Source organism: Deinococcus carri (assembly GCF_039545055.1).
Classification (GTDB): domain Bacteria; phylum Deinococcota; class Deinococci; order Deinococcales; family Deinococcaceae; genus Deinococcus; species Deinococcus carri.
This window is the reverse complement of record NZ_BAABRP010000001.1, coordinates 360,317-382,908: the sequence shown is the minus strand read 5'-3', so window position 1 is coordinate 382,908 and position 22,592 is coordinate 360,317. Positions and strand designations below refer to the sequence as shown.

General features: G+C 69.5%; 21 protein-coding genes. 11 read left to right on the top strand and 10 right to left on the bottom strand.

All coding sequences use genetic code 11. The features are described from left to right. Positions 1 to 105 precede the first annotated feature (105 nt). Both ABEA67_RS01950 and ABEA67_RS01945 read right to left on the bottom strand, forming a co-directional pair. Positions 106 to 1,287, bottom strand: a complete 1,182-nt coding sequence (locus ABEA67_RS01950; RefSeq protein WP_345460068.1) for an acyl-CoA dehydrogenase family protein — start codon at positions 1,285 to 1,287, stop codon at positions 106 to 108. A gap of 152 nt (positions 1,288 to 1,439) precedes the next feature. After that, complete coding sequence (locus ABEA67_RS01945) at positions 1,440 to 3,128, bottom strand: acyl-CoA carboxylase subunit beta (RefSeq protein WP_345460065.1); 1,689 nt, start codon at positions 3,126 to 3,128, stop codon at positions 1,440 to 1,442. Positions 3,129 to 3,286: 158 nt separating this feature from the next. On the opposite strand from ABEA67_RS01945, the gene ABEA67_RS01940 reads away from it, so the two are divergent. Further along, positions 3,287 to 3,736 carry a c-type cytochrome gene (locus ABEA67_RS01940; protein ID WP_345460062.1) on the top strand — a complete coding sequence of 150 codons (450 nt, stop codon included), beginning with the start codon at positions 3,287 to 3,289 and terminating at the stop codon, positions 3,734 to 3,736. A gap of 10 nt (positions 3,737 to 3,746) precedes the next feature. Here ABEA67_RS01940 and ABEA67_RS01935 read toward each other — a convergent pair whose 3' ends face one another. The 3 genes from ABEA67_RS01935 to aspS form a co-directional block, all read right to left on the bottom strand. After that, positions 3,747 to 4,640 (bottom strand): hypothetical protein, encoded by an 894-nt coding sequence (locus ABEA67_RS01935; protein ID WP_345460059.1) that lies wholly within the window; start codon positions 4,638 to 4,640, stop codon positions 3,747 to 3,749. 81 nt (positions 4,641 to 4,721) lie between these two features. Beyond that, positions 4,722 to 5,462: an alpha/beta hydrolase family protein gene (locus tag ABEA67_RS01930; RefSeq protein ID WP_345460056.1), complete on the bottom strand. Its 741-nt coding sequence runs from the start codon at positions 5,460 to 5,462 to the stop codon at positions 4,722 to 4,724. 76 nt (positions 5,463 to 5,538) lie between these two features. Further along, positions 5,539 to 6,858: an aspartate--tRNA(Asn) ligase gene (aspS, locus tag ABEA67_RS01925; protein WP_345460053.1), complete on the bottom strand. Its 1,320-nt coding sequence runs from the start codon at positions 6,856 to 6,858 to the stop codon at positions 5,539 to 5,541. Between the two features lie 301 nt (positions 6,859 to 7,159). On the opposite strand from aspS, the gene ABEA67_RS01920 reads away from it, so the two are divergent. From ABEA67_RS01920 to ABEA67_RS01910, 3 genes are read left to right on the top strand one after another with little or no spacing between them, the layout of a single operon-like run. Next, entirely contained in the window at positions 7,160 to 8,197 is a 1,038-nt protein-coding gene (locus ABEA67_RS01920; protein ID WP_345460051.1) for a 3'(2'),5'-bisphosphate nucleotidase CysQ family protein, read from the top strand. A 5-nt stretch (positions 8,198 to 8,202) separates the two neighbouring features. After that, on the top strand, positions 8,203 to 8,769 hold the full coding sequence (locus ABEA67_RS01915; RefSeq protein ID WP_345460048.1) for a GNAT family N-acetyltransferase: 567 nt from the start codon (positions 8,203 to 8,205) through the stop codon (positions 8,767 to 8,769). After that, positions 8,750 to 9,640, top strand: a complete 891-nt coding sequence (locus ABEA67_RS01910; RefSeq protein WP_345460045.1) for an NAD(P)-dependent oxidoreductase — start codon at positions 8,750 to 8,752, stop codon at positions 9,638 to 9,640. Before ABEA67_RS01915 ends, ABEA67_RS01910 begins: the two co-directional genes overlap by 20 nt. Positions 9,641 to 9,733: 93 nt before the next feature. Here the strand turns inward: ABEA67_RS01910 and mnmA are convergent, their stop codons facing one another. Continuing rightward, on the bottom strand, positions 9,734 to 10,849 hold the full coding sequence (gene mnmA / locus ABEA67_RS01905; RefSeq protein ID WP_345460043.1) for a tRNA 2-thiouridine(34) synthase MnmA: 1,116 nt from the start codon (positions 10,847 to 10,849) through the stop codon (positions 9,734 to 9,736). Positions 10,850 to 10,963: 114 nt separating this feature from the next. Further along, entirely contained in the window at positions 10,964 to 11,722 is a 759-nt protein-coding gene (locus tag ABEA67_RS01900; RefSeq protein ID WP_345460041.1) for a hypothetical protein, read from the bottom strand. Positions 11,723 to 11,867: 145 nt separating this feature from the next. Here ABEA67_RS01900 and ABEA67_RS01895 point away from each other — a divergent pair, with 145 nt between their 5' ends. From ABEA67_RS01895 to ABEA67_RS01875, 5 genes are all read left to right on the top strand, one after another. After that, on the top strand, positions 11,868 to 12,848 hold the full coding sequence (locus ABEA67_RS01895; protein WP_345460038.1) for an HD domain-containing phosphohydrolase: 981 nt from the start codon (positions 11,868 to 11,870) through the stop codon (positions 12,846 to 12,848). A gap of 30 nt (positions 12,849 to 12,878) precedes the next feature. Continuing rightward, positions 12,879 to 14,027 (top strand): diaminopimelate decarboxylase, encoded by a 1,149-nt coding sequence (gene lysA / locus ABEA67_RS01890; protein ID WP_345460035.1) that lies wholly within the window; start codon positions 12,879 to 12,881, stop codon positions 14,025 to 14,027. A gap of 53 nt (positions 14,028 to 14,080) precedes the next feature. Continuing rightward, complete coding sequence (locus ABEA67_RS01885; RefSeq protein WP_345460032.1) at positions 14,081 to 14,677, top strand: TetR/AcrR family transcriptional regulator; 597 nt, start codon at positions 14,081 to 14,083, stop codon at positions 14,675 to 14,677. A 327-nt stretch (positions 14,678 to 15,004) separates the two neighbouring features. Continuing rightward, a complete protein-coding gene (locus ABEA67_RS01880; RefSeq protein ID WP_345460029.1) occupies positions 15,005 to 15,775 on the top strand; it encodes a TerC family protein in 771 nt (256 codons plus the stop codon). 313 nt (positions 15,776 to 16,088) lie between these two features. Further along, the gene (locus ABEA67_RS01875; protein WP_345460024.1) at positions 16,089 to 16,871 is read left to right on the top strand and encodes a TerC family protein; all 783 of its coding nucleotides are present in this window, start codon (positions 16,089 to 16,091) and stop codon (positions 16,869 to 16,871) included. Positions 16,872 to 17,063: 192 nt separating this feature from the next. Here the strand turns inward: ABEA67_RS01875 and ABEA67_RS01870 are convergent, their stop codons facing one another. Continuing rightward, positions 17,064 to 17,825, bottom strand: coding sequence for an endonuclease III domain-containing protein (locus tag ABEA67_RS01870; RefSeq protein WP_345460021.1), 762 nt, complete (start codon positions 17,823 to 17,825; stop codon positions 17,064 to 17,066). A 51-nt stretch (positions 17,826 to 17,876) separates the two neighbouring features. Beyond that, positions 17,877 to 18,449: a hypothetical protein gene (locus ABEA67_RS01865; RefSeq protein ID WP_345460018.1), complete on the bottom strand. Its 573-nt coding sequence runs from the start codon at positions 18,447 to 18,449 to the stop codon at positions 17,877 to 17,879. Between the two features lie 142 nt (positions 18,450 to 18,591). On the opposite strand from ABEA67_RS01865, the gene ABEA67_RS01860 reads away from it, so the two are divergent. Beyond that, positions 18,592 to 19,764 carry an ATP phosphoribosyltransferase regulatory subunit gene (locus tag ABEA67_RS01860; protein ID WP_345460015.1) on the top strand — a complete coding sequence of 391 codons (1,173 nt, stop codon included), beginning with the start codon at positions 18,592 to 18,594 and terminating at the stop codon, positions 19,762 to 19,764. Next, on the top strand, positions 19,761 to 20,411 hold the full coding sequence (gene hisG, locus ABEA67_RS01855; protein WP_345460012.1) for an ATP phosphoribosyltransferase: 651 nt from the start codon (positions 19,761 to 19,763) through the stop codon (positions 20,409 to 20,411). The genes ABEA67_RS01860 and hisG overlap by 4 nt, the downstream gene beginning before the upstream one ends. Positions 20,412 to 21,332: 921 nt before the next feature. Here the strand turns inward: hisG and ABEA67_RS01850 are convergent. Further along, positions 21,333 to 22,562, bottom strand: coding sequence for a MalY/PatB family protein (locus ABEA67_RS01850; protein WP_345460008.1), 1,230 nt, complete (start codon positions 22,560 to 22,562; stop codon positions 21,333 to 21,335). Between the last annotated feature and the right edge of the window lie 30 nt (positions 22,563 to 22,592).

The following is a 22,592-nucleotide window of genomic DNA, read 5'->3' as shown; positions in this document are numbered from 1 at the left end:
GCGGGGGCGATGAGCGATGGGCCATGAGCTATGAACCAGCACCCGGAGGCACCTGCTTTTGCCTGAGCCATCCTTTTCATAGCTCATAGCTCACGGCTCACAGCTTCACTGCCCGAAGCGGCCCATCACGTCGCGGCTGATCACGAGGCGCTGCACCTCGTCGGTGCCCTCACCGATGCGGGTGAGGCGGTTGTCGCGCCAGTAGCGCTCGACCGGGTATTCCTTGATGTAGCCGTAACCGCCCAGAATCTGGATGGCGTCGTCGCAGGCCTGCACGCCGACGGTGGTGGCGAACAGCTTGGCTCGCGCGGCGGCGACCGTGAAGTTCTCACCCGCGTCCTTGAGGTCGGCGGCCTTGCGGAGCAGCAGGCGGGCGGCGTCGAGCTGCGTGTCCATGTCGGCCAGCTTGAAGCCGATGGCCTGGTTCATGGCGATGGGCTTTCCGAACTGCTCGCGCTCCATCGCGTACCGCGCCGCGAACTCGAAGGCCGCACGCCCCAGCCCCAGCCCCATCGCGCCGATACCGATGCGCCCGCCGTCCAGCACCCGCATCACGTCCTTGAAGGCGTTGCCGCGCTCACCCAGCAGCGCGTCGGCCGGGAGGTGGATGTCCTCGAAGATGAGCTGCGCCGTGTCGCTGGAGCGCAGGCCCAGCTTGTCCTCCTTGCGCCCGATGGAAAAGCCCTGCACCTCGTCGCGGTTGAAGACGAAGGCGCTGATGCCGTCGTTCTTACCCTTACCGGGGCGCGGGGCGTCGGTGCGGGCAAGGATGACGTAGGTACCGCCCACGCTGCCCTGCGTGATGAAGTTCTTGGAGCCGTTCAGAATCCAGCTTCCGTCCGGCTGCTCTGCGGCCCGCGACTGCATCCCGCCACTGTCGCTGCCGCTGCCGGGTTCGGTGAGGCCCCAGGCCCCCAGCTTCCGCGCGCTGGCGAGGTCGGGCAGGAACTTCGCTTTTTGCGCCTCGGTCCCCGCCAGGATGATGTGGCCCTGGCACAGCGAGTTGTGCGAGGCGACCGTGAGGCACAGGCTGCCGTCGTAGGCGGCGATTTCCTCGATGATCATGGCGAAGGTGGCGGTATCTAGCGCCGAGCCGCCGTACGCCTCGGGCGTCTGCGCGCCCATTACGCCCATCTCACCGAGTTCCCGCACGAGGTCGAAGGGAAACTCGCCGGTCTGGTCACGTTCGGCGGCACCGGGGGCCACCTTGTTCTTCAGGAAGCTCTGGAGGGCGGACAGGATGGTGCGCTGGTCGTCGGATACGGGGCGGACGAGGGTGCTGGTCATGGGGAGTACCTCCGGTACGCGGATGGCAGAAGGCGGATGGCCAATGGCTTAAAAGAGGGGGACTGAGCTGAGGGCAGAACCGGAAAGGGCAGGCAGAGAATGGGCGGCGAGGCTATTTCGCCTTCTGCTTTGTGCCATCTGCCTTCTGCCCCTCACACCTGAAACACGCCCACCTTGAGTTCTTCCTGCTGCGGGTTCTGCGCGCAGACTTCCAGGGCGCGAATCAGGCGCTCGCGGGTGTCGTTGGGGGGGATGATTTCGTCCACCCACAGGCGGGCGGCGGCGTAGCGGGGGTCGAGTTCGGTGTCGTACTTGGCCTTGACCTCGTCGTAGAGGCGCTGCAACTCCTCGTCGTCGGGTTCGTGGCCGCTGCGTTTGAGGGCGGCGAGCTGGATGTCGAGCAGGGTCTTGGCCGCCGCGCTGCCGCTCATCACGGCGTACTTGGCGCTGGGCCACGCGAAGAGGAAACGGGGGCCGTAGGCCTTGCCGTTCATGGCGTAGTTGCCCGCGCCGAAGGAGCCGCCCGTGATGATGGTGATCTTGGGGACCACACTGTTGCTGACGGCGTTCACCATCTTCGCGCCCCGGCGGATGATGCCTTCCTGCTCGGAGTCGCGGCCCACCATGAAGCCGGTCACGTCGGAGAGAAAGACCAGCGGCACGCCCGCCTGGTTCGCGTCGAGGATGAAGCGGGCGGCCTTGTCGGCGGAGTCGCCGTAGATCACGCCGCCGACCTCGATGCGGGTGCGCAGGCCGGGTTCGCCGCCCGACTTGAGCTTCTTCTTGATGACGGTGCGCTGGTTCGCCACGAAGCCCACCGGGTAGCCGCCCACCCGCGCGAAGCCGCACACGATGGTCTGACCGTATTCGGGCTTGAACTCATGGAAGCTGGGTTCTCCTTCCGGGCCGCCGTCCACCAGCGACGTGATCAGGTCACGCACGTCGTAGGTCTTGCTGCCGTCGAAGCTCACCAGTTCGGTGAGGTCGCGTTCGGGGGCGGCTCTCACCTCGGCCCGCCGTTTCGCCCAGGGCGCGACCTCGCCCTCCGCGTACATGCCGGCCAGGGCACGGACGCGCTTCAGGGCCGCCTCGTCGTCGGGTTCCTTGTAGTCCACGGTGCCGGCGATGGAGGCGTGCATGTCCGCGCCGCCCAGTTCTTCCGAGTCCACGACCTGCCCGATGGCGGCCTTGACCAGCGCCGGACCCGCCAGGTACAGCCCCGACCCCTCGGTCATGATCAGGGTGTCGCACATGACCGGCAGGTACGCGCCCCCCGCCACGCAGTTGCCCATGATGGCGGCGATCTGCGGAATCCCCCTCGCACTCATGCGGGCGTTCAGGTAAAAGACCCGCCCGAAGTCGTCCTGGTCGGGAAAAATCTCGTCCTGCATGGGCAGGTAGACGCCCGCCGAGTCCACCAGGTACACGACCGGCAGCCGGTTTTCGAGCGCGATGGTCTGCGCGCGAATCACCTTCTTGGCGGTGATGGGAAAAAAGGCCCCGGCCTTCACCGTGGCGTCGTTGGCGATGATCATCCAGGGGCGGCCCGCGACGCTGCCGATGCCGGTCACGGTGCCGCCCGACGGGCAACCGCCCACGTCCTCGTACATGCCGTACCCGGCGAAGGTCATCAGTTCGTCGAAAGGGGTGCCCTCATCCACCAGGCGGGCGATGCGCTCGCGGGCGGTCAGGCGGTTCTTGTCGTGCTGGCGCTGCTGGGCTTTCGGGCCGCCGCCGGCACGCACCTTCTGCTGGTCGGCGGCGAGGCGCGCGAGGGCGTCCGCCCAGGTGTCCTGGGCAGGGGCAGGCTGCGCCGGGGCGCGGGTATCAGGCTGGGTCATCTGCGGGAACAGTCTAACAAACGCCCGTTAGGAATGGCGAGACAGACAGGGCATTCACGTCCCCTTGCCCTTCTCCCGCCCCCGACCGGGAGGTCAGGTAGACTGGCAGGGTCAGCCTGCGTTCGCCTCAAGTTCTGCTTCTGCACTGGAGGAACCCCATGAAACAGGCCGTCTTCTCGCTCGCCTTCCTGCTGGCCGGTGCCGCCGCGGCGGCCGCCCCCGATGGCAAGGCCCTGTATACCAGCAACTGCGCCGGTTGCCATCAGGCGACGGGACAGGGTGTCCCCGGTGCCTTCCCACCGCTCGCGGGTCATGTGGGCGCGCTGCTGGCCGCTCCGGGGGGCCGGGCCTACCTCGAACACGTCGTCCTGTACGGCCTCCAGGGCAAGATCAGCGTGAAGGGGCAGACCTACAACGGGGTTATGCCCGCCTTCGGGAGGCTGAAGGACGCCGAGCTGGCCGCCCTCCTGAATTACGTCAGCACCAGTTGGGGCAACAGGTTCCCCAAGGGACAGAAACCCCTGACCCCCGCCGAACTCGCCAAGGTCCGCCAGGACAGGAAAACCGCCGCCCAGGTGAACACATTGCGGCCCAAGACGGTGAAGTGAGGGCCGGCCCTCACCGCTCCAGCTCACGCGCCAGGGCGGGCGGCAGCGTGGGCAACTCCGGGTAGACCACCCAGCCGGGGAAGAAGTAGGGCTTGTGCGGGCGGAGCTGGCCGTAGGGAGGTTCGGCCCGCATCCAGGGCGTGAGCTTGCGGTGGTCGCCGGGCGTGAAGACGGCGGCGTAACTCTGCATTCCCGGTCGCACCCGTTCCATCAGGTGAACAACCAGCAGCGGTGCACTCGCCCGGAAGGAGAGTGGGCGCGGCCTGCCCCTTGCGTCCTGAAAGCAGCGGGTGACGCTGGCCCGCACGCTGTCCACCCCGAAGTCGGCGGGAAGCTGGGCGCGGTTGGGGATGAGGTGCGGTTTTCTGGCCCAGTAACTCTGGGCCGCCGAGATGCCGCTGAAGCCGCTGCTGTAGCTCAGGAAGGAATCGGCCTGCATGCCCCGGCAATCCACCCGCACCGCGGGAAAGAAGGCGAACAGCAGCACCCCCGCCACCAGCAGCCAGGGGGCCGCCGGGCTGGTCGCCCGTGCCCCCTCCGGTGCCGACCGCGCCAGCCGCCGCAACAGCCACACGCATGCCAGGACCACGGCCAGCCCCAGGACGGCGGCGACCAGAGCCTGCGGCAGGCCCACCGGCAGCGGATTGTCGGGCGAGGTCACGAACGCGAACAGCGTCAGCACGCCCCCCGCCACGCCAGCCATCACGCCCGACAGGAGCAGCAGCAGCAACAGGCGGAGGAAGCCTGCCACCCCCCTCCCCCGGCCCGCCACCACGGAGAGCAACAGGGCCGCGCCCAGGACCGTCAGGAGCAGCGCGGGGGCAGCGATACCGTACAGAAACCACCCCAGCAGGTAGCCCAGCGGGAGGGCGAGCAGTACAGGCCACGGCGAACGGGCGGACATCCGGGCAGTGTAGGGGCCAGGGGTGACGCCGCCCTGAAGAAGTGCGCGGAGGCCAGCTTACGGCTCAGAGCTTCGGCCCCCTCACATCCCCAGCAAGAAGCGCCCCGTCTCCCGGTACAGCAGGTCCACCGCGTCCAGCGAATCGAAGGTGTGGCCCGCACCGGGGATGGCGACGGCATCGCAGCCCAGGGCCTGGGCATAGCGCACCCCCCACTCGGGTGGGCAGACCGTATCGACGTCCCCGTGGAAGACGCGGGCCACCCCGCCCCAGCGGGCGGCGGCCTCCAGCGGCCTGAGGCGCGGCAGCTCCAGCAAAAAAGCGCGTCCCAGCGGCCAGCCGCCGTGGTCGAGGATGACGGGCGGGGCGTACCCCCCACGCAGCAGCGGCAGCCACAGCTCGGGCAACGCGGGTGCCCACAGCGCGAGGCGGTGGGGCCGCACCTTTTCCGCCGCCAGCGCCGCGACCAGCCCGCCCAGGCTGAAGCCCAGCGCCATCACCCGCTCGGGGTCGAGCATGGGCAGGCCGCGCACGTAGTCGAAGGCGGCTTCCGCGTCCTCCACCTCCCGGCTCACCGTCATCTCGCTGAAGTCGCCCTCCGACTCGCCGCTGCCCCGGAAGTCGAAGCGCAGGCTCGCCACGCCGCGCGCCGCCAGATACCGCGAAAACAGCGGAAAGATGCGGTGCCCCTCCAGCCGGTTGCCGGTAAAGCCGTGCAGCATGATGACGCTGGGCCAGCCGGAAGAGGGTTTCTCGCCCTCGGGAACGTGCAACATGCCGTAGAGGCGCTGGCCGCTGACGGTGAACTGGGCGAACTGTTCCATGCGGGTGATGATGGCAGAAGGCAGATGGCAGATGGCCCGAAAAGCCATCCGCCTTCTGCCTTGAGCCATCCGCCCCTTACGGCGTCAGCCGGTGCCGGTCCCTCGGAAACGCCCGCGCATAGCGCACGTTGCTGATGCCCAGCAGCTTGGCGGTCAGGCGCTCGGCCCCGATGGCAAAGCCGCCGTGGGGGGGCATCCCGTACTTGAAGACCTCGGTGTAGCCCGCGAGCGAGTCGGGATTCAGTTTGTACTCCGCGATGGAGTCTTGCAGCATGGCGTACTCGTGGATGCGCTGGCCGCCCGAGGTGATCTCGATGCCCCGGAACAGCAGGTCGAAGCCGCGCGTGATGTCGGGGTTCAGGCTGCCGTCGGGGCGGTGGTCGGCGTGGGTGTAGAAGGGCCGGGCGGCGCGGGGGTACTTGGTGACGAACACGAAGTCGGTGCCTTCCGTCTCGGCGTAGTGCTGGCTGAGCAACCTCTCGGCTTCCGGGTCGAGGTCCTTGCCACCGACGGCGTGGCCGTACTTCTCGGTCACGAGCCGGCGGGCCTCCAGCAGCGTGATGCGGGGGATATGCGTCGAGACCTCGGGCAGTTCCGCACCGAAGAGGGCCAGCTCACTCTGGGTGCGTTCCCTCAGCCGGGCCATGATGGCCGCCAGGACGCGCGTTTCGAGGTCCATCACGTCCTCCTCGGACTCGATGAAGCCCATCTCCACGTCCAGCGAGAGGTACTCGTTGAGGTGGCGGGAGGTGGCGTGTTCCTCGGCGCGGTAGACCGGCGCGACCTCGAAGACGCGCTCGAAGACGCCCACCATGATCTGCTTGTAGAGCTGCGGACTCTGCGCGAGGTAGGCGGGCTGGCCGAAGTAGTCGATGGGAAAGAGGTTCGCGCCGCCCTCCGCCCCCGCCGACACGATTTTCGGCGTGCTGATTTCCGTGAAGCCCTCCTGCGTCAGGTGGTCGCGGAAGGCCGCCACCAGTTCGGCCTGCACCTTCAGCGCCGCGCGTTCCCTCAGGCCGCGCACCGTCACCACGCGGTAGTCCAGCAGCGTTTCGGGGTTCACATTCCATTCCATCTTGGGGATCTCGACGGGCGGCGGCTCCACGGCGGGGGACAGGACGCGCAGGCTTTCCACCTGCACCTCGAAGCCGCCGGGGGCCTTGGCATGGGCCTTGACCCGGCCCACGACCTCGATGCTGCTCTCGGGCAGGGGCAGGTCCAGCCCCGCGCCCACGCACTGCGCCACGCCGCTCACGTCGCGCAGCACCAGAAACTGCACGCCCCCCAGGTCGCGGCGGGCGTGCAGGAAGCCTTGCAGTTTCACGGTCTGCCCTTCAAACCGGGGCAGGTCGCGGGTCAGCGTTCGCTCAATTCGGGAGGTTGCGGCGGTGGTCACGGTCTGGGTCTCCTTTAACGGGAAAGCCCCCGACTCCTCTGAAGGGTCGGGGGCGCGGCGTGCGGCGAGACGTCCCCTAGCAGGGATCATCATTCACGTTGTTCACGTGCGCTGCGGTCATGCGGGCAAGTGTAGCCGGGGCACCCTCACGCGGTCAACGCGGGGGAACTAGGCAGGGAGGGAGGGAGGGAGGGAGGGAGGGAGGCGGATGGCTCAAGGCAGAAGGCAGATGGCTTTTCGGGCATTCTGCCATCCGCCTTCTGCCTTCTGCCCCCCTCCCCTCTCCCGTATCCTCCCCTGCATGACCCTGGACCATGAACTTTCCGTCGCTGTCCGGCTCGCGCAGGAGGCGGGCGAGCTTCTCAGAACACACCTCGCGCGCGGGCTGACCGTGGAGCACAAGACCTCGGCGGACGACCCCGTGACCGCCGCCGACCGCGAGGCGTCCGAGCTGATTCTGGCGGGGCTGAGGGCCGCCTTTCCCACCGACGGCCTGCTGAGCGAGGAAGCGGTGGACGACGCCGCCCGGCTGGACGCACCGCGCGTCTGGATTGTGGACCCCATCGACGGCACGAAGGAGTTCACGACGGGCAGCCCCGACTACGCCGTCAGCATCGGCCTCGCGGTGGGGGGCGAACCCGTGCTCGGCGTGGTGTACGCCCCCGCGCGGGATGAACTGTTCGCCGGGGTGGTCGGCGGGGGCGTGACGAAGAATGGCGAACCGGCAGGCTTCAGCGACCGCGCCGGGTACGTGGTCAGCGTGTCGGACACCGAGTTCCGGCGCGAACTGCACCGCCACGACCTCCCCGGCATGGTGCCGAGCGGCTCGATTGCCCTCAAGCTGGCGCGCATAGCAGGAGGCGAGGCGGACGTGACCTTTACCATGTCCCCGCGCAGCGAGTGGGACATCGCGGCGGGGCACGCGCTGGTGCTGGCGGTGGGGGGCGAGCTGCGGCGGCGCGACGGGCGGCCTGTCCGCTACAACCTGCGGCGGCCCCACATCGAACAGGGCCTCATCGGCGGGCGGCCGGAGGCAGTGGCGTGGCTGGAGGGCGAGTTGAACGCAAGAAACCTTCCGACGGCTCACCTGGGCCTGACCGACACGGCCCCCGCCTGGGCGACCCTGCCGGAAACCGACCGGGACGCGCTGCGCGGGCACCCCGGCGTCTTTGTCCGTCATGCGGGCGGGCGGGTGCTGGCGCTGCTGGTGGTGGGCGAAGGCGGCACGGTGGAGCGGGCTTCCGGGGACGCCTTTCACCTCGAACGCCTCACGCGCGATGTGACGCGGGCGCTAGGGACGCTGAACGCCGCACCGCTGCGGACGGGAGGGCTAGACTGACGCGCATGGCGGCAGAAGGCACAGGCGTTTCGTGGGGCCGCGTGACCCTCAAACCCGTTCCGGAGTTCACGCCCGCCGAGTGGCAGACCCTCTACCGCTTCTTCCGCGACCGCGAACTGGCCGACTGGAACGACGCCAAGCCCATCCGGCTGCCCGAATGGCTCTTTCGCCGGGTGATGCTGGAAGAAGAACAGACCGGCGAACGCGCGGGCTTCGGCGTGCTGAACGAGCGGGGCGAGCTGATTGGCAGCGCCGAACTCTACGACCTGCGGCCCCCGCCCCCGCTGACGCCGACGGTGGGCACCCTGGGCGTGATGATTGGCCTGCGCCCGCTGTGGGGCCAGGGCTACGGGCGCGAGGCGGTGATGGCGTTGCTGGCCTGGGCCTTCCGGGAAAGGGAAGTGCCACTCTCGCGCGTGCGCCTCACCACCTTCGGGCACAACCGCCGCGCGCAGCGGGCCTTTGTGGCGTGCGGCTTCCGCGAGGTGGGGCGCACGGCCGGGCCGGGCCGCACCGACGTTCATATGGAAATCACGAGAGGAGAGTGGGAAAGTGCGCGTGCTGGTGCCTGATTTGCCCGAATTCCACGAGTTGCAGGTGGAGGGCGTGGAGTTTGCTTTTTACCGTGCCGACCACCTGCCGGGAGGCGAGGCCGACGGCCTGGTGCTGTGGCTCGCCACCGCCAGCCTGCGCGGCGAGCTGCTGAACTGGCCGGGCCTGAAGTGGGTCCTCACCCTCACGGCGGGCATCGACCACGTGGCAGGCAAGCTGCCGGAGGACGTGACCCTCTACAACGCCCACCGCCTGCACGACCGCGCCGTCGCCGTTCACACCCTGGCCGGAATGCTCGCCGCCGCCCGTGGCCTGCACCGCTTCCGCGACCAGCAGCGGGAGGGCCGCTGGCAACCCACCCGCGACCTGGGCACGCTGGGCGGGGCCAACGTGGCTATCTGGGGCTACGGGCACATCGGCCAGATTCTGGAGGAGCTGCTGCGTCCCCTGGGGGCGCGGGTGACGGGCATCCGCTCGCGGACCCCGGCGGCCGAGCGGGACGCGGCGCTGGCGGCGGCCGACTGGGTGGTGCTGCTCCTCCCCAGCACGCCAGAGACGAGGGGCATCGTGAACGCGGACGTGCTGGCCCACCTGAAACCGGGGGCCTGGCTCAGCAACCAGGGGCGCGGCAACCTGATAGACACGGACGCCCTGCTGGCCGCGCTGGATTCCGGCCACCTCGGCGGCGCGGTGCTGGACGTGACGGACCCCGAACCGCTGCCGGAGGGGCATCCCCTGTGGCAGCAGCCCAACGTCGTCATCACCCCGCATATCGCCAGCACGACGCGCGACCTGGTGCGGCGCGGAGCCGACTACACCCGCACCTTCCTGACCGAGATGCAGGCCGGGCGGGAGCCGGAGGGGCGGGTGGCGGCGGGGCAGCGGTACTGAAGCTCTGAGCTCTGAGCTCTGAGCTCTGAACGGGCACCAGTCAGCTTCAGCTTTCGGCGTCCGCCATCTTTTTCATAGCTCATAGCTCACGGCTCATAGCCCCACATCCGGCAATTGCCGCGCATGGTCCGCAATCAGCCCGCCCCCCAGCAGCCGCGGCCCGGCATACAGCACTGCGCTCTGGCCCGGCGCGACGGCGAACTGCGGTTCCTCGAACGCCAGCTCGAAGCCGTTCTCGTCGGCGTGGAGGACGGTCGCCCGCACCGGCTTCGTGCGGTAGCGCACCTGCACCTCCAGCTCGCGCGGCAGCTCGGCCAGGTCGAGGAGGTAGTTCGCGCCCCCGGCCTTCAAACCTGACCAGAGGCAGTCCTCGTAGTCACCCACCCAGACGGTATTTGTGGCGGGGTCGAGGTGGACGACGTGGCGGACGCGGTGCGACTGGTACAGGCCCAGGCCCTTTTTCTGCCCCAGCGTGTAGAACTGGGTGCCCAGGTGTTCGCCCACCACCTCGCCCGTGTGAATCTCGCGGATGAAGCCGGACGCCTGCGGCAGATGCTCGGCCACATAGTCCTGCACCTTGCCGGGCACGAAGCAGATGTTCTGGCTCTCGGGCTTGCGGGCGGTCAGCAGACCGCGTTCCTCGGCAATCTCGCGCACGCGGGGCTTTTCCAGCTCGCCCACCGGGAAGAGGATGTAGGGCAGGGCCTCGCGTGGGGTGCCCCACAGGAAGTAGGTCTGGTCCTTGCGGGGGTCGTCGCCCCGCCAGAACTCCACCTCGCCGCGCTCGTTCTCGACGCGCTTGACGTAGTGCCCGGTCGCCACGTACTGACAGCCCAGCATCTTCGCCTTTTTCACCAGCTCGTCGAACTTCACCTTCGTGTTGCAGTTCACGCAGGGGTTGGGCGTGCGGCCCTGCGCGTACTCGGCCAAGAAGGGGCCGACGATGTGGCGCTGGAACTGCTCGCGGTAGTCCAGCAGGTAGAAGGGCACGCCGACCTGTTCGGCCACGCGCCGCGCCTCATAGGCAGCGTCGGGCGAGCAGCAGGTGTCGAAGGTGTCCACGCGTTTGTCGTCGGGCCAGAAACGCATCATCGCGCCGACGACCTGATAGCCCGCGTCTTTCAGCAGCGCCGCCGTGACGCTGGAATCCACGCCCCCCGACATCGCACAGAGCACCCGCTGATTTGCCTTCTCGCCCGTGGCCGTCATACCGCCGGGGAGCTTAGCAGGCGGGGGGGGCGGGAGACAGTGAGGGAGGAGCTTTGAGCCGTGAGCTATGAAAAAGATGGCGGACGCCGAAAGCTGAAGCTGACTGGTGCCCGTTCAGAGCTCAGAGCTCAGAGCTTCACCCCCCAGCGCCAGCCCGAACCCCGCCCGGCGGCTCAGGCCCAGCGGCGGAAAGCCTGCCACCCGCGCCGCGTCGTCGCCGTACAGGGCGGCAAAGCAGGTGGGCCAGTGGTCGGAATCCAGCAGGGGCGTCAGCACCTCGCGGGTGTAGGCGAGTTCCTCGGGGCCGAAACCCAGGGCCTCCCCCGCGAAGCGCGCCGCACCGCCCTCCTGCGCGAGCATTTGCCGCAGCGTGACGGGAAGGCCGTGGCGGGCCTGCCAGGCCGCACGCCAGACCGAGGCGCGGACCTCGCGGCGCACGGTGTCCAGGCTGGGGGCCGTATCGGTCCAGAGCTGCACCGTCACCCAGCGGTCGAAGCCGACGGCGGGGGAACTTTGGGGCAGCGTGTCGTACTTCGCCTGGAAGCGCCACTCCGCGTCCGTCAGCCAGCGCTGCGTCCAACCGTTGCGCGGTTCGTCCAGCACGACCAGCAGCAGGCGGAAGCGGTCCGGCATTCCCTCCAGCTCGGCCTCCACGCGGCGGCACTCGCGGGCGGCCTCGCCCTCCGCGTCCAGGGCCAGCAGCGCGTCCAGAAAGGCGGCCTGCCTCTGCCCCATCGGACTGAAGGCCCCGAGAGGGAGGAACTCCGGCCCGCCCGTCATCAAATCCACGTAGGCACGGAAGCGCGGCATCATGCCTTCCACGTCGTACAAGGTGCGCAATTCGCGCAGGCTGGGGTGCAGGGTGAGGCGCATGGGAAAAGAGTGACGGTGCGCGGCGGAAAAGACATGCGCCGGATGGCCTGAAGGGTGCGCCCCGGCCCCGGACTCCCCCCACAGATGAACGTCGTGGCCCTACTGTCGGGCTTGAGCTGGTCTGTCTTGACCGGGACAATAGCCCATGACCACCTCACAGACGTTCCTTGAGACGCTGGTCGGCCTCCACTCCGAACAGGCCTACCTGAGTCTCCTGAACGCCATGCCGGTGATGCTGTGGACGGCGGACGCCGAGGGCCTCTGGCATCACATCAACGGGCGCTGGGCGGAGTACACCGGCCTGACGGGGGAGGCGCTGGGCTTCGGCTTCGAGGAGGCGCTGCACCCCGAAGACCTCGCGCCCACCCTGGCCCGCTGGAAAACGTCCATCACCAATGGCGAGAACTACGCCATCGAGTACCGGCTGCGGCGGCGGGACGGGGCCTACCGCTGGTTCCTGATTCGGGGCGTGCGGGTGACGGACGAGTCGGGGCGCGGGGTGGCCTGGGTAGGCACCTGCACCGATATCGAGGAGCGCAAACGGGCCGAACAGGCGGCGTTGGCCGCGCGGGAAGCGGCCCTGCGGGCGCTGGGGCTGGCGCTGGAAGCCCGCGACCGGGAAACCCAGGGGCACACCGACCGGGTGACGGGAGAAGTCCTGCGGCTGGGGCTGGCGCTGGGCCTCGGGCAGGAGCAACTGGACGCCCTGCGCCTGGGGGCCTACCTGCACGACCTGGGGAAGATGGCCGTGCCCGACCGCATCCTGCTGAAACCCGGACCCCTGACCCAGGAGGAGCGCGCGGAAATGCAGACCCACGCCGCCGAGGGTGAGCGGCTGGCAGACGCGCTGGGCTTCATTCCGCCGCCCGCGCTGGAGCTGGTGCGCCACCACCACGAACGCTGGGACGGACAGGGCTACCCCGACCGCCTGAAGGGTGAGGCCATTCCCCTGCTGGCCCGGATTTTTGCCGTGGTGGACGTGTACGACGCCCTCATCAGCGAGCGGCCCTACAAACGGGCCTGGACCCGGCAGGAGGCGCTGGCGGAGTTGCGGAACCAGGCGGGGCGGCAACTCGACCCCCGCGTGGTCGAGGTCTTCGTGGGGCAACTGGCCTCCGGGGATTGAGGGGGCGCGGCGCTCCCCTACACTGCCCCTGTGACCATCCCGCACCCTGCCCTTTACGCCGCCGCCGAACGCTTCGGCACCCCCCTCTACGTCTACGACGCCGCCGAACTGGACGCGGCCCTGAGCCGGGTGCGCGCCGCCTTCGGGGAGGCGCGGGTCTTCTATGCGATGAAGGCGAACCCGAACCTCACGCTGCTGGGGCGGCTGCGGGCGGCGGGGGTGGGCTTCGAGTGCGTGAGCGCCGGGGAACTCGCGCGGGCGGAACACGTCGGCGCGCGGGGAGAAGACGTGCTGGTGAACGGTCCCGCCAAGTCGGCGCAGGAGTATGCGGCGGGCGCGCGCCTGGGGGCGACCTTCATCGTGGACCGGGCGGAGGAGCCAGGCCTGCTGCCGCCCCGCTCACGGGCGCTGGTGCGAGTGAATCCGGCGCTGGCGGTCAGCACGCATGACCACCTCGCCACCGGGGCGGCGGGCAGCAAGTTCGGCGTGACGCTGGACCAGGCCCCGGAAGTCCTGCGGGCCTTGCGGGAAGCGGGCCACGACGCCCGTGGCCTGCACGTCCATATCGGCAGCGCGATCCGCGACGCGGCGGACTTCAGCGCCGCTTTCGCGCGGCTGGCGGAGTTGCACCCCCACACCGGCGACCTGGAGGTGCTGGACGTGGGCGGCGGCTGGGGCGTGGACGCCGATCTGCCGGGCATCGCGCGGGAGGCGCAGGCGGCGGCCAGCGTCTTCGGCGCGCGGCTGTGGGTGGAGCCGGGGCGGTATCTGGTGGCGCGGGCCGGAACGCTGCTGACGCGGGTGGTGGGCACCAAGCAGACGGGCCGCCCCTTCGTGCTGACCGACGCGGGCATGACCGAACTGCTGCGGCCCATGCTGTACGGGGCGCAGCATCCGGTGACGGCACTCTGGGGAGGCGGCGAAGTGACGCGCTGGGACGTGGCCGGTCCCGCCTGCGAGAGCGGCGACCTGCTGGCGCGGGACGTGCCGCTGCCTGGCCCGACCCCCGGCGACCTGCTCGCCATCGGGGAAGCCGGGGCCTACGGCGCGAGCATGAGCAGCAGCTACCTCACCCGCTCCCGCCCGGCCGAGGCGCTGTGGGACGGCACCGGCTGGACCCTGATTCGCCGTCGCGAGACACCGCAGGACGTGTGGGCGGCGGAGGTCACGCCCGCCTGACCCCCGCACCCGCTGCACAAGGACGTTCGCCCCTTTCGGGCTATCATGCAGCCGTGACTGTCCCGCCCTCCCTGCCGTCTGCCCCGATTCCCGACACCACCCGCGCCCGCATCCTGACCGAGGCGGCGCGGCTTTTCGTGGCGAGCGGGTACCACGGGGTCAGCATGCGGGAGGTGGCGGCGGCGGTGGGCGTGACCAAGCCCGCGCTGTACCACCACTACGCCGACAAGGAAGCCCTCTTCCTGGCGATGCTGGAGGGCACGCTGGACGGCCTGAGCCGGCTGGTGGGCCACGCGCAGGCCCAGGCCGGGGTGCGGGCACAACTGGAGACGCTGGTGGGCGACCTGCTGGCGAGCGCGCCCGAGCAGCGGGTGGGCCTGCAACTGGCGGGAGAGCTGCGGCACGTGTCGCCCGAACGCCGCGCCGCCTTCGAGGACGAGTACCGCCGGGTCTGGATGGGCGGCCTCTCGGGCCTGATCGAGGAGGCCTCGCGGCGTGGCGAACTGCGTGCCGACCTGCCCCCCGCCGTGCTGACGCGGGCGCTGCTGGCCCTGCTGTATCCGCTGGTAACGGGTGCCCCTCCCGCTGACCCCCATGGCACGGCGCGGGCGCTGCTCAGCGTGTACCTCGACGGCGCGACGCCGCGCTAACAGACCGCCCCCTCACCCACCGGCCCGCCCCTTGAGCAGGAGGCGGGTCAGGTTCTGTTTGCTCCAGTGTTGAAGCTACGAGAAAGGCTCCTGGCTCTCCCCCCATGGCCCATCGAACCCACCAGGAACGCCGCGAAGATGAAGGCCCTTCATCTAACATTTAATATTCGTGCACAACTTCTCCCGGAGCATGAACCGTAACGCGCTGCCCGGCAGTGCGCTGCGGGATTCTCCCCGTCTGTCCCTTCCTGCCGCCCCCGGCGGCTCATCCGGTGTAATGCGCTTGGCCGCGTTGCTCCCTGTCCCGTGTTGTCCCTGGAGTCCCTTGTGATTGAGTCCCTGTTTGGCTGGGTCAGCCAGCCTGAAGCGTGGCTGGCCTTCGGTACGCTGCTTCTGCTGGAAGTGGTACTCGGCATCGACAACGTGATTTTTCTCAGCATCCTGGCGGCCAAACTGCCCGCCGAGCAGCAACAGCGGGCGCGCACCATCGGCCTGCTGGCGGCGATGTTGATGCGTCTGGCGCTGCTGTTTTCCATCACCTGGATCTACCGGCTGCAAGACGACCTGTTTACCCTCTTCGGCATGGGCTTTTCGGGACGCGACCTGATCCTGATTCTGGGTGGCCTCTTCCTGCTGTACAAGGCCGTCAAGGAGATGCACGAGCAGCTCGAAGGCCCCGGCGCGCACGAGACGAACGTGGTGGGGCAGGGCACCGCCAACTTCGCGGCCACCATCGCCCAGATCATGCTGCTGGACATCGTCTTCAGCCTCGACTCGGTGATCACGGCGGTGGGGATGGCCGACGACATCGGCGTGATGGTCAGCGCGGTGGTGGTGACGGTGGGCATCATGCTGGTCGCCGCCCGGCCCATCGGGGAGTTCGTGCAGGCGCACCCCACGATCAAGATGCTGGCGCTGGCCTTTTTGCTGCTGATCGGCGTGAACCTGATCGCGGACGGCTTCGGCTTCCACATCCCCAAGGGGTACACGTACTTTGCAATGGGCTTCGCCATCCTGGTCGAGGTGCTGAACATGCGCGCCCGCCGGGGCAAGCCGGTCGACCTGCACGAGACACAGCGGCATCCCGACCAAGCCTGAGACCAACTTGCTCTGATTCCAGAACATCCGGACGAAACACCGGATGTTCTCCACTGGCCGGAGGCTCAGGGGCGGCCCTTCGCCTTTCTTGCTGGGAACCCTGTAGGCTCACCCGCTCATGGTCCATCGCCGCAAGCCGGTCTTTTCTTCTGCTCGCCCCGCTCGGGTTCGTCTACGACTCACCTGAAGTTGGTATCAGCTACGGGGCGACGCAGGGGGCTGGACCCGTGGGGGTTCGGCCCCCCTCCCTTTGCCCGCCAAAGGTGAGGAAAACCGGAGGGCAGAGGCCGGGCGGGCGGCGTACCCTCACGCCATGCAGGCCTTCCTGTCCGCCCTGAGTACGCCGGAAGCGTGGGTCGCGGTGCTGAGCCTCACGCTGCTGGAACTGGTGCTGGGAATCGACAACATCGTCTTTATCACGCTGCTGGCCGGGCGGTTGCCACGCGCCCAGCAGGCGTTCGCGCGGACGCTGGGGCTGGTGCTGGCTGTCGTCACGCGCATTGCCCTGCTCGCCAGCGTGACCTGGCTGACCCGCCTGACCGCGCCGGTCCTGAGCCTGTTCGGGCAGGATCTGAGCATCCGTGACCTGGTGCTGCTGGCGGGCGGCCTCTTCCTGATGATCAAGAGCGTGCGCGAGCTGTCGAACATGGCCCGCAATCCGCTGGGGGTGGAAGAACCGGACGCCCCGCGCGTGACGCTGGCGAGCGTGATCTTCCAGATTCCGCTGCTGGACCTTGTCTTCAGCCTGGACAGCGTGATCACGGCAGTCGGCGTCAGCGGGAACCTCCCGGTGATGATCGCCGCCGTCGTGCTGGCGATGCTGGTGATGATCGCCGCCAGCGGCCCGATCTCGCGCTACCTGGACGAACACCCGCCGCTGAAGCTGCTGGCCGCCGCCTTCCTGCTGCTGATCGGCTCCACCCTGGTCGGGGAGGCCTTCGGGGTGGAGGTGCCGCGCGCCTTTATCTACTTCACGATGCTGTTCGCGGGCATCGTCATGCTGTTTACCGTCCGCGCTGCCCGCACGGTGATCCGGCAGCGTGTGGAGGAGGCGGGAGGAACCGTGCCCCCACCCGGCGAGAGGGAGCGGCGCTAGAGCCGGTGCGGGGGCCGAACAGCTCGCGCGGGGCGGCCAGCCAGGCACCATACGCATACGGAACTAAAATGAGTCCTCGGCATCTGGGAGGTATGCAAGCTGCCCGGTCGCCCCCTCTCCCCAACCCTCTCCCGCAGGGGGAGAGGGGGTAGGCCATCCATCTTGATGTCAACGAATCAACTTCATTCCGTATCAGTCCTCGTCCTCACCGCCCAGGAACAGGCCCACCGAGGGGCAGAGGTCTTGCAGCACGCAGACCTCGCAGCGGGGGCGGCGGGAAAGGCAGGTCTGCCGGCCGTGGCGGATGGCGGAGACATGGAAGGTCGCGCGGGTAGCCCAGTCGCGCACCAGCACCTCGTCGAACCAGCGTTCGGCCTTGAGGAGGTTCCAGCGCGCCGGAATCAGGTCCAGCCGCCCGGCCACGCGCCAGATGTTGTTCTCGATGGGAATCGCGGGGCGGGCCAGGTCGAAGAGCAGCAGGAGTGAGGCCGTCTTCATGCCCACGCCGGGCAACGCTTCCAGCAGGGCGCGGGCATCGGCGTCGCTCATGGTTCGCAGCACGCGCAGGCTGAGGGGAGCATCCGCCTCCTCCGGCGGGCGCAGCTCCTCCAGGCGGTGCAGCACGTTCCAGATGTAGTCGGCCTTGGTGCGGGCCAGCCCGCCCCCCGCCGCGCGCAGCACGGCCTCGACCCCATCCGGGCCGTCGGCGAGGGCCGCTTCCCAGACCGGGTAGGCCGCCCTGAGCGCCCCGAACTGCCGCCGGGTCAGGGCCGAGGTGTTCTGCTGCGCGAGGATGGTCTGGATCAGGTCGTTCAGCGGCTCCCGGCTGACGTGCGGGGTCAGCGGCGCGGGCAGGTACGCCTCCACGAGGCGGCGCATGATCTCGGGCAGGTGCGCGGGCGGCGGCACCTCCTGGGCAGGGGTGGGCCGGGGGGAGGCAGGGGCGCGCGGCACGGCGACAGGCTAGCGGGCTGCCGCGCGCGGGACTGTGAAGGGAGGCGAACCTCAGCGTTGTGCGCGCAGTTTGGTGACGTTTCCGGCCCCGTCGATCACCTGGATGTCGGCATAGACCCCCGTCGTCTCGGCGTAGAAGTCTACCCGCGCTCCCGGCGTGATATTCAGGCGGTTGCCGTCTACGATCACCTGGGTCACCCGGTTGTTGTCGGTGGCGACCCCGGTCACGCGAATCACGTTGCGCTCGCGCTCGAACCGCGTGACCTTGGCGGTGGGCGGCGTGCCGTCCACGGCGACGGGCAGCACCAGCCGGCTCTCGTTGCCCGCCCGGTCGCGCGCCTCGATGGTGTACTCGCCGCGGGCCTGCCCAAGCTGCGTCTGGAACGCGAAATTGGCGATCTTGCGGCTGCCGGGCTTGATCGGCACCGGCTCGCCGTTGACGGTGATCTGCTTGACCCCCTGGTCGTCGAGCACGTAGCCCTGCACCGTGAAGCTGCGCGCCCGGCTCACCCCACCGCCGTCGGGACTGGTGACCACGATGTGCGGCTTGAAGGTGTCGGCCGTGCGGGCACAGCCGCCCAGCAGGGGCACGAGCAGGAGGAGGGCGGGGACGGCGCGGCGCATGGGGAGGAGTATAGAGGGAGGAGTTGTGGGTGTTGAGGCATGGGGCAGGGGCAGGCCAGGGCAGAAGTGCACCTGTTCTCACCCCTCATGCCTGCACTGGCCGACTGCACTGGCCTCCCCCTCCCCGGTCCGGAGTGCTTTAATGCGCCCCGTGAGCCTCCCCCTGCGCCCTGCCTCCCTGTCCCGCGCCGTTCCCCAGGGCACCCGCGACGTGCTGCCGCCCGAGTGGGCCTGGCGCGAGCATCTGAGGACGCGGCTGGCGGGCGTGTTCGCGGCGTGGGGCTACCGGGGCGTGGAGGTCCCGGCGCTGGAGTTCGCCGAAGGGGGGCATCCGCAAAACGCGCAGGCCTTTAAGCTCATCGACACGGGCGGGGAGGTGCTGGCCCTACGCAGCGAGTTCACCACGGCGGTCGGAAGGCTGGTGCGCGCCCGCTTCCCCGAGGGGCCGTTTCCGCTGCGGCTCCAGTACGGGGGCCGCCTGTGGCTGCGGACCCTGACCAGCGAACTGGGCCGACTGCGCGAGTTCGGGCAGGTGGGGGTGGAGCTGCTGGGCGTGGCGACCCCGCAGGCCGACGCGGAACTGCTGCGGCTGGGCACGCGGGCGCTGGCCGCGGTGGGCGTTCAGGCCGTGATGGAGGTGGGGTATCCCGGCTTCGTGGACGCGGTGCTGGAAGACGCCGGGCTGCCCGCCGCCGCACGCGACGCCCTCCACGACGCCATCGACCGCAAGAGCGGCGCGGACGTGGACCTGCTGGCCGCCCGGCACGGCCTGGGGCCGCAGGTCACGGCCACCCTCCACACCCTGACCGACCTGTACGGCGGGCCGGAGGTGCTGGCACAGGCGGCGGCCCTGGCGCGTGGTGTTCGCGCACGGGCAGCAGTGGCCCATCTGGAGGCGGTGGCCGCGCTGTATTCACCGGCCCCAGATTCACCGGCCCCGGGCGAACCGGGCCTGCTGTTCGACCTGGGGGCCAGCCGCCGCTACGGGTACTACACCGGCATCACCTTCCGGGCCTATGCCGAGGGCCTGAACCAGCCGGTGCTGGGCGGCGGGCGCTACGACCTGGGCGGGCTGCCGGGCGCGGGCTTCGCCATCGGCCTGGAGCGGCTGACCGAGGTGACGGCCGCCGGGCTGCCCCCCGAGCCGGAGGTGGTGCTGGCCCTCGACGCCGCCGGGGCCGACCTGGCCCGCACCGCCGGACTGGTCGCGGAACTGGCCTGGACGGACGACCGCAGGGCACTGCTGGCCTACTGCCAGAGCCGGGGCATCCGCCGCTGGGCACAGGGCGACACGCTGACGGAGGTGACGGCATGACGCCCGCCCCCCCACGTGGTCCCGAACACCTCACCCTCGCACTGCCCAAAGGCCGGATTCTGGCCGACGCCATCTCGCTGCTGTCGCGCGCCGGGCTGCCCCTCGCCCTCCCCGAGAAGTCCCGCGCGCTGCGGCACGAGTTCCCCGGCGTGACCCTGCTCGAACTGCGCAACCAGGACGTGCCGGTCTATGTGGACCTGGGCGTGGCCGACGTGGGCATCGTGGGCAAGGACGTGCTGATCGAGTCGGGCCGCGCCGTCTACGAGCCGGTGGACCTGCGCTTTGCCGCCTGCCACCTCAGCCTCATCCGGGAGGTGGGGGCCACCGGGCCGATTGGCCGCGTCGCCACCAAGTACCCGCGCTCGGCCCGCGCGTACCTCGCCGCCCGCGGCATTCCCGCCGAGGTGGTGAAGCTGTCGGGCAACATCGAACTGGCCGCGCTGACCGGGCTAGCCGACGCTGTGGTGGACCTGGTGCAGACCGGCAGCACGCTGCGGGCAAACCACCTGGAGGAGGTGGACGTGCTGTACCACTCCAGCGCCCGCCTGGTCGTGAACCGCGCGGCGCTGAAGCTGCGGCGGGCGCGCCTGCGACCCCTGATCGAGCGCCTGCGGGAACTGACAGCGGAGGAAGCCACGGGGGGTTAACCACGGGGCTTGGAGGCACGTGGGGAAGGGTGAAGGGGTTAGAGACTTTGACGTCAAAAGAATCCCTCTCCCCTGGCGAAGCAAGGCCCTCTCTGCTCCGCAGCTCTACGAGTCCCGCCAGGGGAGAGGGTCAAAAGACGCAGCTATCTTTACGACAAATGCTCCGGGGTGAAGTGGGCGGGGTTCTGCTGGAAGGACACCTCCGGTTGCTCTCCGACGCCAGGCCTGTTCACCCCCACCCGGCCTCCCCCCTCAAGGGGGAGGAGCAATAAGCCCGTCCAACGCCCTTCTCCTCTTTGCCACCCCCAACCAGCCAGAGCTATCGCCTCCCCTGTCTTTTCAAACTTTGGAGCCGATGCCCAGGTCCCACCCTGCAAGCGGTCAGGCCCGGATGAGGAGCCGTTCGGGCCGCCAGGCCCTAGGCCGCCCGGTGGGCTGGACCTGGCAACCAGCGGGAAACCGGGGCAAAGCCTGGCAACCCTTCCAACGCCAGGAACCCCCTTGCCGAGCGCAGCGAAAAGCTCCCCCCTGCCCCCCGGTGGGGGGGTAGGGGGGCTGGGGGGCGGGGGGAAGCTCGCTACAAGATGGCCTGCCCTAAAAAACATCCCGCCCCACAATCAGAGCCAAAAGCCCGGCCCCGCCGCCGGATGCCCCGCCAAACGTCAAGCACCCTCGACAGGCCCAATCAGCCTTCATCCAGCGGCTGACACGGAATGAAAATGAGTCCTCAGCATCCAGGGAGCGTGCAGGCTGCCCGGTCGCCCCCTCTCCCCATCCCTCTGCTACGCAGCTCTACGAGTCACCCGCAGGGGGAGAGGGGGCAGGCCATCCATCTTGATGTCAGCAAAGCCACTTCGTCCCGTATGAGTCGCCTGTTCTGGAAGCGGGCCGCCTTCTCACAGCCCCCTGCCAACCCCTGTGCTAGGCGGGTACCTCGGCCCCCAGCGCGTCCGCCATCCGCTCCAGCGCCTCCAGCAGCAGGCCGCGGCTGGTGGCGAAGTTCAGGCGGATAAAGCCCTGGTACTGCGGCTTGAGGGCGTCGGGGGCAAAGAGGGGACCGTCGTGGACGGCAATCCGTGCCTCCTCCAGCAGGAAGTTCTGGATGTCGCCCGCCCGCGGATGGGCGCGCAGGTCCAGCCACGCGAGGTAGGTGGCCTCGGGACTGGTGGCACGCACCCAGGGCAGACGCGCGTCCAGGAAAGCGTGCATCACGTCGCGGTTGCCGCGCAGGTAGTCGAGGGTGCCTTGCAGCCACGGCCCACCTTCTTGCAGCGCGGCCAGCCACATCGTCGCGCTGAGGGCGGAAGGATGGCCCATCAGCCCACCCGCCGCCGCCCGCACGCGCCTGACCAGCGCCGGGTCGTGCCCCACCAGCACGCCGATGCCCAGGGCCGCCGTGTTGTATGCCTTGCACGGACCAGTCAGGGTGAGGGTGCGCGCCCGCACGCGCGGGTCGGCGGCGAAGGACTCGAAGGGAGCGTCGGTGAGGCGCAGGTCGGCGTGCAGTTCGTCCGACACCACGTACAGGTCGTGGGCCAGCACGAAGTCGCGCAGGCGGGCCAGTTCCTCAGCGTTCCACACGCGCCCGGTGGGGTTGTGCGGATGGCACAGCATCAGCAGGCGGGTGCCCTGGGCGGCCGCTTCCAGCGCGTCCCAGTCGATTTCCCAGTGAGCCGTGTCCCCCTCTGCGCCCTCGCGCAGCGGCGCGGCGGCCACCCGGCGGCCCTGCTCGGTGATGCTGAGGTGGAAGGGGTGGTAGATCGGCGTCATGGTCAGGACCGGCTCGCCCGGCTCGGTCAGGGCCGCGACCGCCGTGTACAGGCCCGGCACCACCCCCGGCAGGAAGCTCAGGCCGTCCTCGGGGAGGTCGGTGAGGCCCTGCGCGGCAAGTTTCTCAAGCAGGGCGCTCTGAAGGGTGGCCCCGCCTTGCAGGTGATACCCCAGCCCCTGCCCGAGCCGCTCCTGCAACGCCGCGAGGATGGGCGGCGCGACCGGGAAGTCCATATCCGCGATCCACAGCGGAATGACGCCTTCGCCGTACCTGTTCCACTTCAGGCTGTCCACGTGCCTCAGCGCGGCGGGGTCCAGGGTGCCGTAAGCGTCGGCACCGGACACGTCGGGCATCCGTTCGGAAAGCTGCGGGTCGGTCATAAGGGGAGGATACGCCGAGAGGAGCGGCCG